Origin of the sequence: Bremerella alba, assembly GCF_013618625.1 — a bacterium.
GTDB classification, from domain to species: Bacteria; Planctomycetota; Planctomycetia; order Pirellulales; family Pirellulaceae; genus Bremerella; species Bremerella alba.
Map to the genome: position 1 here is coordinate 145480 of NZ_JABRWO010000001.1, position 14477 is coordinate 159956.

General features: G+C 52.6%; 10 protein-coding genes. 9 read left to right on the forward strand and 1 reads right to left on the reverse strand.

Annotated features, from left to right (window positions below; all coding sequences use genetic code 11):
• The 9 genes from HOV93_RS00540 to HOV93_RS00580 all read left to right on the forward strand — a co-directional run bounded on the left by HOV93_RS00540 (window position 1) and on the right by HOV93_RS00580 (window position 12447).
• The gene (locus HOV93_RS00540; protein ID WP_315853317.1) at window positions 1-1494 is read left to right on the forward strand and encodes a sulfatase family protein; all 1494 of its coding nucleotides are present in this window, start codon (window positions 1-3) and stop codon (window positions 1492-1494) included.
• Window positions 1495-1531: 37 nt separating this feature from the next.
• Entirely contained in the window at window positions 1532-2977 is a 1446-nt protein-coding gene (locus HOV93_RS00545) for a sulfatase family protein (protein WP_207394494.1), read from the forward strand.
• A gap of 331 nt (window positions 2978-3308) precedes the next feature.
• Window positions 3309-4208: a DUF1559 domain-containing protein gene (locus HOV93_RS00550; protein WP_207394495.1), complete on the forward strand. Its 900-nt coding sequence runs from the start codon at window positions 3309-3311 to the stop codon at window positions 4206-4208.
• 91 nt (window positions 4209-4299) lie between these two features.
• Complete coding sequence (locus tag HOV93_RS00555; protein ID WP_207394496.1) at window positions 4300-4689, forward strand: hypothetical protein; 390 nt, start codon at window positions 4300-4302, stop codon at window positions 4687-4689.
• 175 nt (window positions 4690-4864) lie between these two features.
• Entirely contained in the window at window positions 4865-5434 is a 570-nt protein-coding gene (locus HOV93_RS00560) for a sigma-70 family RNA polymerase sigma factor (protein WP_207394497.1), read from the forward strand.
• Window positions 5431-7173 (forward strand): FecR domain-containing protein, encoded by a 1743-nt coding sequence (locus tag HOV93_RS00565; RefSeq protein ID WP_207394498.1) that lies wholly within the window; start codon window positions 5431-5433, stop codon window positions 7171-7173. The genes HOV93_RS00560 and HOV93_RS00565 overlap by 4 nt, the downstream gene beginning before the upstream one ends.
• A 3-nt stretch (window positions 7174-7176) precedes the next feature.
• Window positions 7177-10407 carry a DUF1549 domain-containing protein gene (locus HOV93_RS00570; protein WP_207394499.1) on the forward strand — a complete coding sequence of 1077 codons (3231 nt, stop codon included), beginning with the start codon at window positions 7177-7179 and terminating at the stop codon, window positions 10405-10407.
• Window positions 10408-10455: 48 nt separating this feature from the next.
• The gene (locus HOV93_RS00575) at window positions 10456-11883 is read left to right on the forward strand and encodes a DUF1501 domain-containing protein (protein WP_207394500.1); all 1428 of its coding nucleotides are present in this window, start codon (window positions 10456-10458) and stop codon (window positions 11881-11883) included.
• A 354-nt stretch (window positions 11884-12237) separates the two neighbouring features.
• Window positions 12238-12447, forward strand: coding sequence for a hypothetical protein (locus HOV93_RS00580; RefSeq protein ID WP_207394501.1), 210 nt, complete (start codon window positions 12238-12240; stop codon window positions 12445-12447).
• 95 nt (window positions 12448-12542) lie between these two features.
• On the opposite strand, the gene treZ is transcribed toward HOV93_RS00580, so the two are convergent.
• On the reverse strand, window positions 12543-14348 hold the full coding sequence (treZ, locus tag HOV93_RS00585; protein WP_207394502.1) for a malto-oligosyltrehalose trehalohydrolase: 1806 nt from the start codon (window positions 14346-14348) through the stop codon (window positions 12543-12545).
• Between the last annotated feature and the right edge of the window lie 129 nt (window positions 14349-14477).

Consider the following 14477-nt stretch of genomic DNA (forward strand, 5'->3'; position numbering starts at 1 on the left):
GTGAAGCGAATAATTTTTGCGGCCATCCTTTCGGTTTGGTTCGGTGTGCCGCTTAACGCCGCCGAAACGCCCAACATTGTCATTCTATACGCGGATGACATGGGGTTCGGCGATTTAGGTGCCAACAACCCTGATTCCAAGATTCCCACGCCTCATTTAGATCGTCTGGCACGGGAAGGATTGCGATTGACCGACGGACACAGTTCGTCTGGAATCTGCACGCCTAGCCGCTATGCCTTGCTAACGGGTCGATACCACTGGCGAAAATTTCATGGAATTGTCCAAGCGTTTGGGCCCCCGGTGATCGACCAAGAGGAACTGACACTGCCAGAAATCCTGAAGGAAAAAGGCTATCGCACGGCATGCATTGGAAAGTGGCATTTGGGTTGGAATTGGGATGAAATCATTCGCGAGGATGCTGAAGTTAAACGCAATGGCGGTAACCGGGTAATTCGACCAGAAGCATTCGACTGGTCGAAGCCTATCTCCGGCGGGCCGACATCGCACGGGTTCGACGAATACTTTGGGGACGATGTACCCAACTTTCCTCCTTACGCCTGGTTCCAGGATGATCACGTCTTAGGCCAGCCATCGGTCATGCTGACGAAAACTCCTAAGACTCCCGAAGGGAGCTGGAGTGCGCGACCCGGTCCGGCTGTCAAAGACTGGGACTTCTGGGAAGTCGTTCCCAAGTTGGCCGATGAAGCCGTCGATTGGATCTCCCGCCAGAAAGGCAAGCCGGAGCCGTTCTTTCTGTACGTGCCGTTTAACTCGCCTCATTCGCCGATCGTCCCTACTAAAGAGTTCATCGGAACATCCCAGGCTGGGCCCTTTGGTGACTTCGTCCACATGACCGATGCCATGGCCGGCAAGGTACTAGAAGCTTTAAGAGAGAACGGCTTTGAGGATAACACGCTCGTTATCTTTACTGCCGACAATGGTGCAGAGAAATACGCATACGAGCGCGTCAAGAAATTCGGCCACTGGAGTTCCGCACCCTTTCGTGGTGTGAAACGGGATCTCTACGAAGGTGGACACCATGTCCCATTCGTGGTCAAGTGGCCAGGAAAAATCAAGCCAGGCAGCACGAGCGATGCCTTGATCAGCCAGGTCGATTTAATGGGGACAATTGCTGCCATTATTGACTACCAACTTCCTGAGGACTCGGCACACGACAGCTTCAATCAACTACCGGTTTGGACATCGCTTGAAGCAAGCCCTCGTGAAACAATCGTGCATAACACGGCCACTAAGGCATACGCCATCCGTGATGGCAGCTGGCTACTGGTCGACGCCCAGTCAGGCTCTCACAATCGAATCCCCAAGTGGTTCGACGAAGAACGAGGCTACCAAAAGGACGATCAACCTGGCGAACTTTACGATTTGAGCAAGGATCCGGCTCAGAAGTCTAATCTCTACAGAAGCAATCCCGATCTTGTGCAACAATTGAAGCAGAAGCTGAAGTCGATCCAAGCAAGCGGGCAGGTCCGCTAATTTCCGAATATTCTTATCCACAACGAAGAGTGCTTTCATGACGCGCATCACAGTTCTTGCCGTAACCTGTTTAATTGCATCCGGCTTGTCAGTAGCTAATGCCCAGACAGCCGATTCTCAAAAGCGACCGCACATTATCTTCGTGATGGCGGATGATATGGGCTGGGGGCAAACTGGCTATCGAAATCATCCCGTTCTGAAAACGCCTAACCTGGATCTGATGGCCGCCAATGGCCTGCGTCTCGAACGATTCTATGCTGGCTGCTGTGTTTGCTCTCCTACCCGTGCCAGCGTACTTACCGGCCGATCGCCGGTCCGTAGTGGTGTTCTAACGCATGGTTACGCACTACGGCATCAGGAAAAGACAATTGCCCAGGCCCTCAAAGCCGCCGGCTACGTCACCGGCCACTTCGGTAAGTGGCATCTCAATGGCCTCCGCGGCCCAGGCGTACCAATCCTTGCGGAAGATACCTATGGTCCAGGGCACTTCGGTTTCGACGAATGGGTCTCGGTGACGAACTTTTTTGAGGTCGATCCTCTGATGAGTCGACAAGGTAAGTTTGAACAAATGGAGGGGGACTCGTCGGAAGTCGCCATGGCTGAGGCGATTAAGTTTTTAGAGAAGCATAAAGATGGCGACAAACCGATGTTTGCGGTCGTGTGGTTTGGTACACCGCACGCTCCTTTTAAGGCGCTCGATGACGACAAGACTCCATTCGGCAACCTCACCGCCGACTCCGAAAATCATTATGGCGAACTTGTAGCCATGGATCGTAGTATCGGCACACTCCGGTCCGCGTTACGCGAAATGAAAATCGCGGACGATACCTTGTTTGTCTTCTGTAGCGATAACGGTGGCTTGCCCCGGATTGAACCTGACACAGTCGGCGGACTGCGTGGCAAAAAGGGTAGCGTTTATGAAGGAGGTCTCCGGGTTCCAGCAATCATTGAATGGCCATCGATGATTCAACCACGCATCAGCAGCTATCCAGCGTGTACCACGGATCTCTTCCCTACCGTCGCTGACTTGCTAGGCCTACCCGAAGACGTGTTCGTCAAACCGCTGGACGGCGTCAGCTTAACACCACTTCTTGCTGATGATATCGGGCCGCGCGAGCAACCCATTGGCTTCCGATTTCAGAAACAGGGCGCCTGGGTCGACAACGACTGGAAACTGGTAGCGACCCACCGGGGGCAAAGGAACAAATTTGAACTTTATAACTTGAAGGACGATCCACACGAGCAAAAGGATCTTTCCCAAGCACAGCCTGAACGGCTCGCAAAATTACAAGAGGCATACCAGGCTTGGGACACAGGCGTTCAGGCGAGTTATGCCGGAGATGATTACGCTGCTGGAAAGCTGACCGAATCTGATCCCGAACCCCATTTCTGGACGATCGACCCTCGCTACAAGAAGTACCTGCCCGAGTGGAAGGACCGCTGGGAGTACCGCTCCCATATCCAAAAAGCCCTGAAAAACTGATGGCCGATTAGCCACCGTTGCAGCAGGCAATTGGCCCGTTAAGGGAAATGCTAAAGATCGCACTCACGGACTGCGATCTTTTTTATTATTTTCCCGATTAAACCTTAGTAAGGCACAGGCCTGCCGTACGACCTTCTTATGAAGAGCGACTCCTTATCTTGCTCTCCACTTTCCTTAACACGTCTCATACTCTTTTCGCTTTTCAACAACATGCTCTGTTGACCCAGCTAGCCAGCACATGGGAATTCAGGCAGCCCTTTCTGGTTTGCATTAGCCCTCCAGACCTGCGGTTCATCTCTCTTATACTTCTTATCTATTCAGGAATTGCACAATGCCCTTTCAATCTTCTACGATTATCCGTCGTGGCTTCACACTCGTTGAGCTGTTGGTGGTCATCGCAATTATTGGTGTCCTGATTGCATTGCTTTTGCCAGCAGTACAACAGGCACGTGAGTCCGCTCGTCGCACCCAATGCGTCAATAATCTGAAACAGGTAGGACTCGCTGTCCACAACTTCCACGACACTTTCGGCGAACTGCCGCCTTCACGGATTCAATATGAATATCTGGGATGGTCTGCGCTGCTGCTTCCCTTCATGGAACAGACAAACCTCTACGATCAACTCGACCTGAAAAAGAAATACAAAGACCAAACCACCCTTGTCCAGCAAGCCAGTGTTGGCGGCTACGTTTGTCCTAGCCGCCACCAGGAAGGTGATCTGACGGAAAAGGTTCAGGCCATCAACGCTGACAATGGTGCGGTTTGGGACTACGCCACTGTTTGTGGTCCCAGTGGCGACAACTCTATCATTCGTCAATTTGGCAAGGAAAAAGGGATGCTTGTTGTCGCGAAAGGCAATAAGGACAAATACAGCAGTCAGACCGGTTTTGCCTCGGTGACCGACGGTTTAACCAACACAATCATGATCGGCGAACGTCATGTTCAAGTCGACAATCTGAAAGACGAAACAACCGGACACGATGGCCCATTACTTAGTGGCTGGGCATATACCACCATGCGGGCCGCCGGTCCTGATTACCCTCTAGCCAGCAACATGCGGGATGATGTCGATGGAGTGGAACATCTTGTTTTCGGCAGTTTTCATCCAGGGATTACTAACTTTGTCATGGGAGATGCGAGCGTACGTCCTATCCAGGTCAATATCGATGAAGACAATCTTGGCCGATTGGCAAGCCGCGATGACGGCGAAGTGATCAGCGTCGAGTTTTAGTCGATTGTCATCCCTGGTTCTTTAACGATTGCTTTAGGAGGTTCGCCCCACTGTGAATGCTTCAACACTTCATCGCCATCTCTGGATCGGTATGGTTGCCCTATCCTTTATTTCCCTTGTTGGCTGCGAAGCTTCGGTGGCCACCCACCCCGTTTCCGGCAAGGTAGTGCTTGCTGATGGATCGCCGGTAGGTGGAGGCATTATCAAGTTTCGCACGAAGTCAGACGAAGGGGAAACTGTCAAAGCTCACGGGCAAATTCAACCGGACGGGTCCTTTCAACTAACGACCTTTCAAGATGGCGACGGTGCCCTGGAAGGAGAGCATGAAGCGATCCTTTTCAGCCCAGCGACGGGAGATGGCCATAACGCCGTAGCCGCTCCCAATTTTCCGACCAAATACCGAAAGTACGAAACGTCTGGACTTAAATTTCAAGTGGGTCCAGGCGAGAACGATTTCGTCATTCAACTCGGAACTCGCTAAGGTTCGAGCCTGTATGGTTTTACCCGTAAGGTGCTAGGAAGCCCCTTTATTCATTCGTTTTTATCCAGATTTCTTTAGTAAACTACCTTTAATGCGTACGATTAAAGGGTAAGAGCCCATTGATCTCTTGTTGTATATAGGCTCATCCCCCCCGAAAAAACGCCTTCCGTAAGTTATGCCCTACGATTTTCCAGAACGTTCTCCGCTCGACGACGCGGCGCAAGATCAGCGTTACGCGGACTTTCTGGCATATTTCTCCACGGACTGTGATCGGCTACATGCCTATATTTATTCCTTACTACCTCATCACGCGGACGCAGACGACGTCTTCCAGCGATGCAGTCTGCTCTTATGGAAGAAGTTTGAAACCTTCGATCAGCAACGAGATTTCCTCTCGTGGGCGTGTGGCGTAGCATTTTACGAAGTGAAGAATTTTTTGCGGACCGCCCAACGCGATCGCCTGCAATTTAGCGAAACGTTGTTAGACCTTCTGGCAGAACAACGAAGCGACGATCTAGCGAGTGCGCCTGATCACTTGGCGGCTCTTCGCCTATGCGTCAAAGAGCTGACCGATCGCCAACAACAATTGGTCTGGAAAGCATACGGCAGCGCGACCACGGTGGCCGACCTGGCTGCCGCATCGGGACGTTCGGCCCAGACACTTTACAATCAGTTGGCAACCATTCGCCGCAAACTGGCCCAGTGTGTCCAGATGCGACTCGCCGCCTCAGGAGAGGACGCATGACTTACGACCTCAACAAACGCCTGGCTGAACTATCGCATCGTAGTGTTCACAATAGCCTGACGGCTGAAGAGCACGCCGAGTTGGAGGAACTGCTTTTAACCAGTCCGGAAACTCGGGACGAGTATTTTCTTCTCTTGGACCTGGAATATGGCCTCGCCAAGTTGGCCGTCGAAGAAACCGGCCGCCAGTCGCTCAGTTTGCCAGAAGCCGTGGTTCGCCCTGCGAATCAAAAACGCGAACAGCCGGTAGTAACGCCCCTCCGAGTCGGCTACTGGCCGTTATTAGCTTTGACTCTGGTAGGCCTTCTGGTTGCTCCGGTGGTGTATTGGACCGCTAGTCAAACTTCGGTGGCCCAGGGCGATCACCAAGTAGAAGGGAAGTCAAAGGAAGCTCGATCGGGTCCAGAGATCGCCCCTGCCGTTGCGGCGATGCAAATCGTGCAACTCGCCAGAAGTCGCTTCTTCGGCGAACCGCGTGCCTTCGCTCCCGGCGATACGCTTGCCCTGAATCATGACTATGCCTTGGTCGAAGGAAGTGTTCAGCTTCGCAGTCGCACCGGAGCTGAAATGATCGTCCAAGCCCCTGCCGTTTTTACCGTCCATTCTGCGGAACGGGTTCTGCTTAAAGTAGGTGAGTGTTCGGTCTATGCCCCCAAGGGCGCCGAAGGCTTTCGTGTCCTGACCCCGCAGGCCGAAGTTGTGGACAAAGGTACCCGGTTCTCGATCAGCGTTAACGAATCTGGCGAAGCGGATGTCGAAGTCATTGAAGGAGCCGCCGAGGTATTCACTACTCAGGAAACCAGCGAACCGATTCACACCGGGCTACTTCTCGAAGCAGGAGAAGGACGCGTGATTAACTCTATGGGAGAAGTTGTCGCCGGCGATGGATCGCAGTTTGGTCGCACTTATAAGTCGATCTTGCCTGACCGTATCATCTCATTTGACGTTACTCCAAAGGAAGATCCAGAGCCTGACAAGCTTCTGATGGTTACCGCACAGCGGGGCGGAAAAACAGTTTCCTACGATGTGAACCAACTCATTGGTTTCGATTTGATTCACTTCAAAGTCAATCAAAACATTAACAATCTGACTACACCTCTGCTAAGTGTTGATCCGAAACACGGAGATGACACACGTCGCCGAGCAGAGTACTTGGATCGCGACCATTGTCTTTGTACCGGTATCTTGAATCCAGGCGGAAGCGCAACCCCTTTAACGTCGGATCCAGATATCAACAATGAAGACCTCAACAAGCGTACACCGGGCCTGGCGGTCCGTTTCCATGAGCCTATTGTCAATGGCCCCGGGGCTGATATCGTCTTCTTCGACCTGCACGTGGTAGTCCACCCCGAGGACGGCGATCCCTTTCACGTGTCGCCTACTCATTTCGAGCCCGGCTTGAAATCCCACACCATTGGCGAGTATGACATCTCGCTCGTCGATCATGGCTCGCATCAACTCAGTAGTTTTCGGTTGTATGGATTTGATCGCCGTATTCGTAGCCTGGACGAACTTTGCCAATCGAATCACAACGGCGGCGTCCCCCACGCGGTCCCGGCCAAAGTGATCGCAACCGGCATCGATCTATCAGACCTCGGGTATCCAAAAGGTGCCGAGGTTCGCGAGTTGTTCATCCAGGATGCGATGGACGACGAGAACTACATCGACCCCGTGTTTATCGGCGGATTCCCACCCGTTTCTTCCACCTCGCCCGCAGAGCCCACCTCAACGGAAGAGTAAGTCATGCCTAATACCCTTCGCCCTCTCACATCACTAGCACTGCTGCTTTTGATGGGAATGATTTCGCCCATATTGGCGGCGGATGAAAATAAACAAGCGATCTTTTTCGAAACGAAAATCCGCCCTTTGCTGGCCCAGCACTGCTTTGAGTGCCACGGCGCGAAAGAGCAAAAAGCAGATCTACGTCTCGACCGCCGCAACCACTTTATGAAAGGTGGCAGCAGTGGCCCGATTGTTGTGCCTGGCAAGCCCGACGAAAGCGAACTCTTAGCGGCAGTCAAATACGAAAGCTACGAAATGCCACCTTCGGGACCGCTTCCCGACGAGCAGATCGCGGTTCTGGAAACATGGATCAAGAATGGTGCCTATTGGCCCGAGCACCCAGGCGAACCCCGTGAGGACGAACTTTTCTCCAAGGAAGATCGTGCTTGGTGGGCGTTTCAACCGGTAGAGCGTCCCGATGTCCCTCAGGTCGATCACGAAGCTACTAAGCACAATCCCATCGACAATTTCATACATGCAAAACTGAAAGAACAAAAGCTCTCTGCTGCCCCACCTGCCGAGCCGCGAGATTTGATTCGCCGCCTCTATTTCGACATGCTCGGTGTCCCCCCATCACCGGAAGATGTCAATGCCTTCGCCAACGATCCGAGTGCGGCGGCATACGAAAAACTTGTCGACAAGGTATTAGCCGATCCTCGGTATGGACAACGGTGGGCGACCCACTGGCTGGATGTTGTTCGTTACGCCGACTCCGATGGCTATCGCCAGGATGCCTATCGTCCATTGGCATATCGCTACCGCGATTATGTGATCAAGAGCCTGAACGAAGACAAGTCGTACAAGCAGTTCATGACCGAGCAGTTGGCCGGGGACGAGGTTGCCCCAGATGATCCCGATGCCCTCGTGGCAACGTACTTTTTGCGCGCAGGCGTTTATGAGTACAACAGCCGAGACGCCGAGGGACAACAGATACTCATTAACGATGAATTGACGGACACCGTCGGTGATGTTTTCCTGGGCATGGGCATCGCCTGTGCTCACTGCCACAACCACAAGTACGATCCTATCCTGAGAGACGACTATTATCGCCTGCAAGCGTTCTTCAAGCCTTTGATCTGGAAGGATTCGCATCCATTGGCATCGGATGAATCGCTCGAAAAGTATCAGGACGAATTAGCCAAGTGGGAAGCCAAGCACCAGAATCTACTAGATCAGATTGAAGAGATCGAAAAGAAGCCGCGGGAAAGCGCCCAGCGCAAAGCCGTCGAGATGTTCCCGGAAGAGGTTCAGGAAATGTACTGGAAACCAGCCGAGCAACGGAACACCTACGAAAACCAAATATTCTATCTCGTTGAGGAACAGGTCGGTTTCGAATACGCACGACTTCAAAACCGAATTCCCAAAGACAAAAAGCAGGCATGGGAAGACCTGAAGAAGAAGTTACAGGATGTCCTTAGCAGCAAGCCTAAACGCCCACCAATCGCTGACGTTGTCGGAGATGCCGCAGGGACGATCTCCCCAACCACGGTCCCGGGAGATCGTTCCCAAAGAGAAATCAAGCCTGGCTTCTTAACCATTCTTGAACCGGGCGATGTCGAGATCGATCCTTCCTTGAGCAAGAACGGTGACAGCAGCGGGCGACGTGCTACGCTCGCCAAATGGCTCAGCCGAGATGACAACCCGCTTGCCCCTCGCGTGATCGTGAACCGGATTTGGCAATACCACTTCGGTGTAGGCCTCTCCTCAAATTCCAGCGACTTCGGTCGTCTCGGAGACCCTCCTTCGCATCCTCAGCTATTGGATTGGTTGACCAGCCAATTCATCGAAAACGGCTGGCGTCTCAAACCGCTTCACCGTCAAATCCTACTGTCGGCGACCTATCGTCAGTCATCTTTGATCGATGCGCCCAAAACAGCCAAGATGGTCGACCCACAGAATCGTTTGCTGTGGCGGTTCCCTGCCCAGCGGTTGAAAGCCGAGCAGATTCGTGATGCCATGCTTGCCGTCAGTGGTGAGCTGCAAAACAAAACCAGCGGCCCAGCATCTTCCAGCAATAGTGCCGTGCGTACCATCTTCACTAAGAAGATGCGAAATACTCCGGATACCCTGTTGGAAAGCTTTGATTCGCCCGCAGGTTTTGCCAGCGTCGCTCAGCGAAACGCAACCACGACCGCAACACAATCGCTGTTAATGTTTAATGGTGACTGGTCACTAAAACGGTCCGAAGCGATGGCCAAGCGACTTAACCGCGAGCATGGCACGGACTACGAAGCCATTGTTCGGGAAAGCTTCCGCGAATGCTTCGGTAGAATGCCTCAACCGGAAGAGCTCGAATTATCCGTAGCATTTATCGAGGAACAGGTTGCCTACAATCGCGATCTATCGAAGGCCAAAGAGGGCAAACTCCCTTCAACAGCCCTACTGGACGAGCCGCAGATGCAGCGTTGGAGTACGTCGTTCAATATTAGCGACAAAACGCCTCATCAGTTTTTGACTCTCCCAGACACCAGGCCGCTGCCATCACGCAACTTTACGATCGAAGCGGTCGTCTTCAATCGAACCTTATTCGAGGATGCCTCGGTTCGCACGATTGCGGCTCATTGGAATGGATCGAATTCGACGCCAGGATGGAACTTCGGCATTACGAGTAAAAAGTCTGCCTATCGTCCGCGAAACCTGATTCTGCAATTAATAGGCAAGGATAAAAGTGGTCAGGTGAAGTACGAAGTCATTCCGTCCAACATTCGAGTTCCTTCCGACAAGCCTTATTACGTTGCTGCCTCGGTCGACTACGACTCTGGCACAGCAACCTTTTATGCCCGTGACATGTCGTATGACGAATCGGAACTAGAAACCGTTGTCGTCAAACATTCGATTGTGGGGGACAGCGGCTCTAACTCATTGCGGTTCAGTGTCGGTGGCCGGGATGCCCACAGCCCACACAACTGGGACGGGCTCATCGACGAAGTTCGACTGACGCGAAGTGCGATCGAAGATGAATCCCAGATTTTGATCAACACGCCCAACGATCTAGTAACCGATGACACCGTCGGCATGTGGCAGTTCGTTCGCTCCAACCCAAGTGGTCCGCTAGCTGACGTTGCGAACCCGGAACGAGAGCTGGAGCTCTCACGACGTTCCGATCGGCGCGGCCTGGGTCCGATATTGATTGCCCTGAGTGATTACTGCCACGTCCTGTTGAATTCTGGCGAATTTCAATTCGTCGACTAACCCCGTCTTGCAAGTGCCTACCACCGAAACTCCGAAGGGAGAATCGCCATGAATAACCAACCCCACATTGAAGTCCCTACCACCCGACGCGAATTCCTGGCCAAGTCAGGCGGCGGCTTCGGCGCAATGGCCTTAGCATCGCTCATGGGGCAGTCGGCTTCCGCTGCTCCGGCCGATCCACGGTCACCGAAGACGACCCACTTCCCTGCCAAGGCGAAGAACGTAATCTTCCTGTTCATGGAAGGGGGACCGAGTCATATCGATCTGTTCGACCCTAAGCCTCTGCTGAATGAATTGGCAGGGCAGAAGCTTCCCGAGAGCTTCGGGAAAGTCATCCTGGCGATGGGTGAAAACAATGCTCCCCTGATGCGCTGCCCTCGCAAGTGGAAACAGCACGGTGAAAGTGGTTTGTGGGTTTCAGACTGGTTCCCTGAAATCGCCACGTGTGCCGATGACTTGTGCGTCATTCGATCGTGTATTTCAGATGGGATTAACCACTCGTCAGGCGTTTGCCAGATGAATACCGGTCACGTTATTGGTGGTCGTCCTTCCTTGGGAGCATGGGCAACGTACGGCCTGGGGACAGAAAACCAGGATATGCCGGCGTTTGTGGTGCTGACCGATGGAAAGGGACAACCGGTTAACGGATCACGAAATTGGGGTAGCGGATTCATGCCGGCCGCCTATCAGGGTGTTCAATTCAAGTCAGGTGCCGATCCTATCTTGAACCTAAATCCACCAAGCCACATTACGCCGAATCGCCAAAAATCGAAACTCGACTTTCTAAGCCAACTAGACCGAGAACATGCAGCACAGCGAGAAGATTTTTCAGAGCTAGAGGCTAGAATCAAATCGTACGAACTTGCTTTCCGTATGCAGTCTGCCGCACCTGACATTGTCGACCTGAGCAGTGAGTCAGAAGAAACCAAGCAGCTATACGGAATTGACCAGAAGGAAACGAATGTTTTTGGCAATAACTGCCTACTAGCTCGCCGCTTGGTTGAAAATGGAGTTCGCTTCGTTCAACTTTACAGCGGTGCCGGCAGCGGCTGGGATGCCCATAGCAATATCGAAGGCAACCATGGCAGGCTCTGCAAAGAAGTCGACAAGCCAATTGCCGGCTTACTGAAAGACCTCAAACGCCGTGGGCTCTGGGACGAAACGCTAGTGATCTGGGGTGGCGAGTTCGGGCGAACGCCGATGTCGGAACAAGGGAACGGCCGCGATCATAATCCAACCGGCTTTTCCATGTGGATGGCCGGTGGTGCCGTCCCCGGCGGACGTACCATTGGCGCGACGGATGAACTCGGCCTCAAGGCTGTCGAAAATCCTATGCACGTTCACGATCTTCATGCAACCGTCATGCGTGTGCTAGGTGTCGACCACACGAAACTCATCTATCGCCACAAGGGTCGGCCGGAACGAATTGACATGAATGAAGGCAAGGCAGAATTGAAGGTGCTTGGCCTTGGCTAAGTGGTTAATTTTGCAAGTTCTCGCCTCCTTCGCACTAACTTGCATGTCCGCGTACTGCGGGTAGCCACATTAAAGCCCTTCAAAATGTAACCATATATTAACTAGGTGATCACCAATTCGTATCGTTTCGCGCGAGAGTGATTTCATGGTGGTCACCTTTTGTTCCGTCTCAATGAAAATCTGACTTCGTGGAATTTTTCCCATTTACAGTTTTTGGTTCTCTTGGGAGACTTACCGAAATAAGGAATACTCGTCGCAAGGAGTGCGCGACGATGTCGCACCGTTCTAGGCGGAAATTGGGACGCTCGGCATTTGGATTTGATTGTGCAACAGCTACCACAAAAGGAGTCCAACATGGTCCGTTTTGCCATTCTCGAGGTCAATCAGAACCTCACCATTGCCCAAGTCACGCCAGGGCAGTTGCCGGAAGACACGGCTCGCCAAGAGCGAGGTTATTTGATCGATCCAGACACCTACCGGTCGTATGAACAAGCTCGTGAAGCGTTGTTCAAGATAACGCGAACGACCTCAGCGAGCATGGATCATCCTACCCTGCCCGCTTAGATCAGTTGCGGGGACAACACTAAATTGTAGACTCGGTCAGGGCATACTAACCGAGTCTTTTCCTTTCTTGGTTGTTCTCAATCGTTCCTAAGCAATTACAACGAGACAGAACGAATTTGCCCTTCTCCAACAACAACACCCAAAGTACCCAGTGCCCAGGTGCTCGCTTGATCTAACACCGGTCGAGCCTCCTGGGAAAGCAGAACGTTGCCAGATAACTCGACATGCATATCCCCAGTTTCGTCTTTCGGGACGCCTAGCCGAATAACAGCAAACGCAGATTCGTCTGCGTGCTGATATTGAATTATCGCGGCATGAGACAACAAGTCCCACCGTGCCTGAAGATTCGCGCCGGAGAAGAGACCTCGCTTCGTCCACTCTTTTCGGAGACTAATCAACTCGCGATACCACTGGAGCGTCTCTGCATTTCCCTTCTCTCGCAGACCGATCTGCGACTTTCGAAACGCGGCCTTCGACAAGCACGATACGGTGTCGGTCCAGTCGTGCTGAGGATACTCACGACGACGTCCCTTTTCGACCGCATCTCGAAGATGTTCGTCACCAAAGTCGGCAAAGAAGTAGAAGGGCTTTTCGGAAGCAAACTCTTCCCCCATAAACAGCATAGGAATCGAAGGCAACAGACACATCAAAGCGGCAGCCGAACGGTGGGCCTGGTGAGAGGTGACTTGATGTAATCGCAGGCCATCGGGGTGATTGCCGATGAAATCGTGATTCTGGATCGAGAAGATTAAGGACTCCCAATTGGCGACCGCGTCATCCTCAGCAAGTGGAATTCTTCGGCGTTTTTCCTCGAACGTTCCACGAAACACATATCCACGCCGCAGCACCACATCAATATCTTCGCCTGAGTTGTAATGCCGATCAGACATGTGCTCGTCTGGACGCGTCTCTGCGGCGACAGCATGCAGAAAATCATCGCACCAGATGGCGTCGAAACCATAGCCGCCGGTCGCGAGAGGTCGGAGAAGTTCCGGATCGTAAACATTACTTTCAGCGATCAGATGCAATTCGCGACCAAGTTGAGTCTGCATCTCTGCGAAGGCTTTACCGACATCAGCCACAATGTGCGAGGATGATTCGTCCAAAATGCAGTGCGTCGCGTCCAGTCGCAAGCCATCGAAGTGAAACTCTTCAATCCAGTATCGAACGTTCGCGACGATAAATTCCCGCATCATCTCACTGCCATCACCATCCAAGTGCGGGGCATCCCCCCAAACTGTCTGGTGCCTCGGTGAAACATAGCCCCCGAACGGGTGCAGATAATTTCCCTCGGCACCGAAGTGGTTGTAGACAACATCGAGAATCATCGCAATTCCGCGCCGGTGTGCCGCATCTACGAATTGCTTCAACTCATCCGGTGTGCCAAATGTATTTCGCGGCGCGAAGAAATTGGTACCGTCGTAGCCCCAGTTCCATCTTCCGGCCGACTGTGCGAGCGGCATGATTTCAATTGCAGTGATTCCAAGATCGACCAACTCATCCAATCGATCGATCGCTGCCAAATACGTTCCCTCTTTGGTAAACGTACCGACATGCAGTTCGTAGAGAATCATTTCCGCTTTAGGTAAACCTTGCCATGGCTCATCCTTCCAGCGATAGGCGGTGGGATCGATCCACTGCGAGGGGCCGTGGACTCCATCCGGTTGAAATCGACTGGCCGGGTCTGGACGAGGATTCCCATCTGGCACACGAAACCAATATCGCGTACCCGGAGGAACATTCGCGGAAGCGGTGAAAACGCGGTCCTCCGTCGCGTTCATAGGCAACTCTTGCTCGTGTTCACCTTCAATTCGTAAAGTCAGCTGCTCACACGCTGGTGCATGAACCGTGAACAGGATGTTGCCATCTTCCAAACGAGAGGGACCAAAGGCGCGCAGCATAGAGAACTCAATTTCAATGCAAAGGTTGTCAATTGTCACAATATTTCTAAAACCACATGTCGATTATTTCGCTATCAGCCTGCTTCGACAAGGATTCGCTTTCTCGCAAATATACAATTCGTTTTTTGG

Coding starts and splice junctions, on each gene's coding strand:
- HOV93_RS00545 (WP_207394494.1), top strand. CDS start 1,532: ATGACGCGCATCACAGTTCTTGCCGTAACCTGTTTAATTGCATCCGGC.
- HOV93_RS00550 (WP_207394495.1), top strand. CDS start 3,309: ATGCCCTTTCAATCTTCTACGATTATCCGTCGTGGCTTCACACTCGTT.
- HOV93_RS00555 (WP_207394496.1), top strand. CDS start 4,300: ATGGTTGCCCTATCCTTTATTTCCCTTGTTGGCTGCGAAGCTTCGGTG.
- HOV93_RS00560 (WP_207394497.1), top strand. CDS start 4,865: ATGCCCTACGATTTTCCAGAACGTTCTCCGCTCGACGACGCGGCGCAA.
- HOV93_RS00565 (WP_207394498.1), top strand. CDS start 5,431: ATGACTTACGACCTCAACAAACGCCTGGCTGAACTATCGCATCGTAGT.
- HOV93_RS00570 (WP_207394499.1), top strand. CDS start 7,177: ATGCCTAATACCCTTCGCCCTCTCACATCACTAGCACTGCTGCTTTTG.
- HOV93_RS00575 (WP_207394500.1), top strand. CDS start 10,456: ATGAATAACCAACCCCACATTGAAGTCCCTACCACCCGACGCGAATTC.
- HOV93_RS00580 (WP_207394501.1), top strand. CDS start 12,238: ATGGTCCGTTTTGCCATTCTCGAGGTCAATCAGAACCTCACCATTGCC.
- treZ (WP_207394502.1), bottom strand. CDS start 14,348: ATGCTGCGCGCCTTTGGTCCCTCTCGTTTGGAAGATGGCAACATCCTG.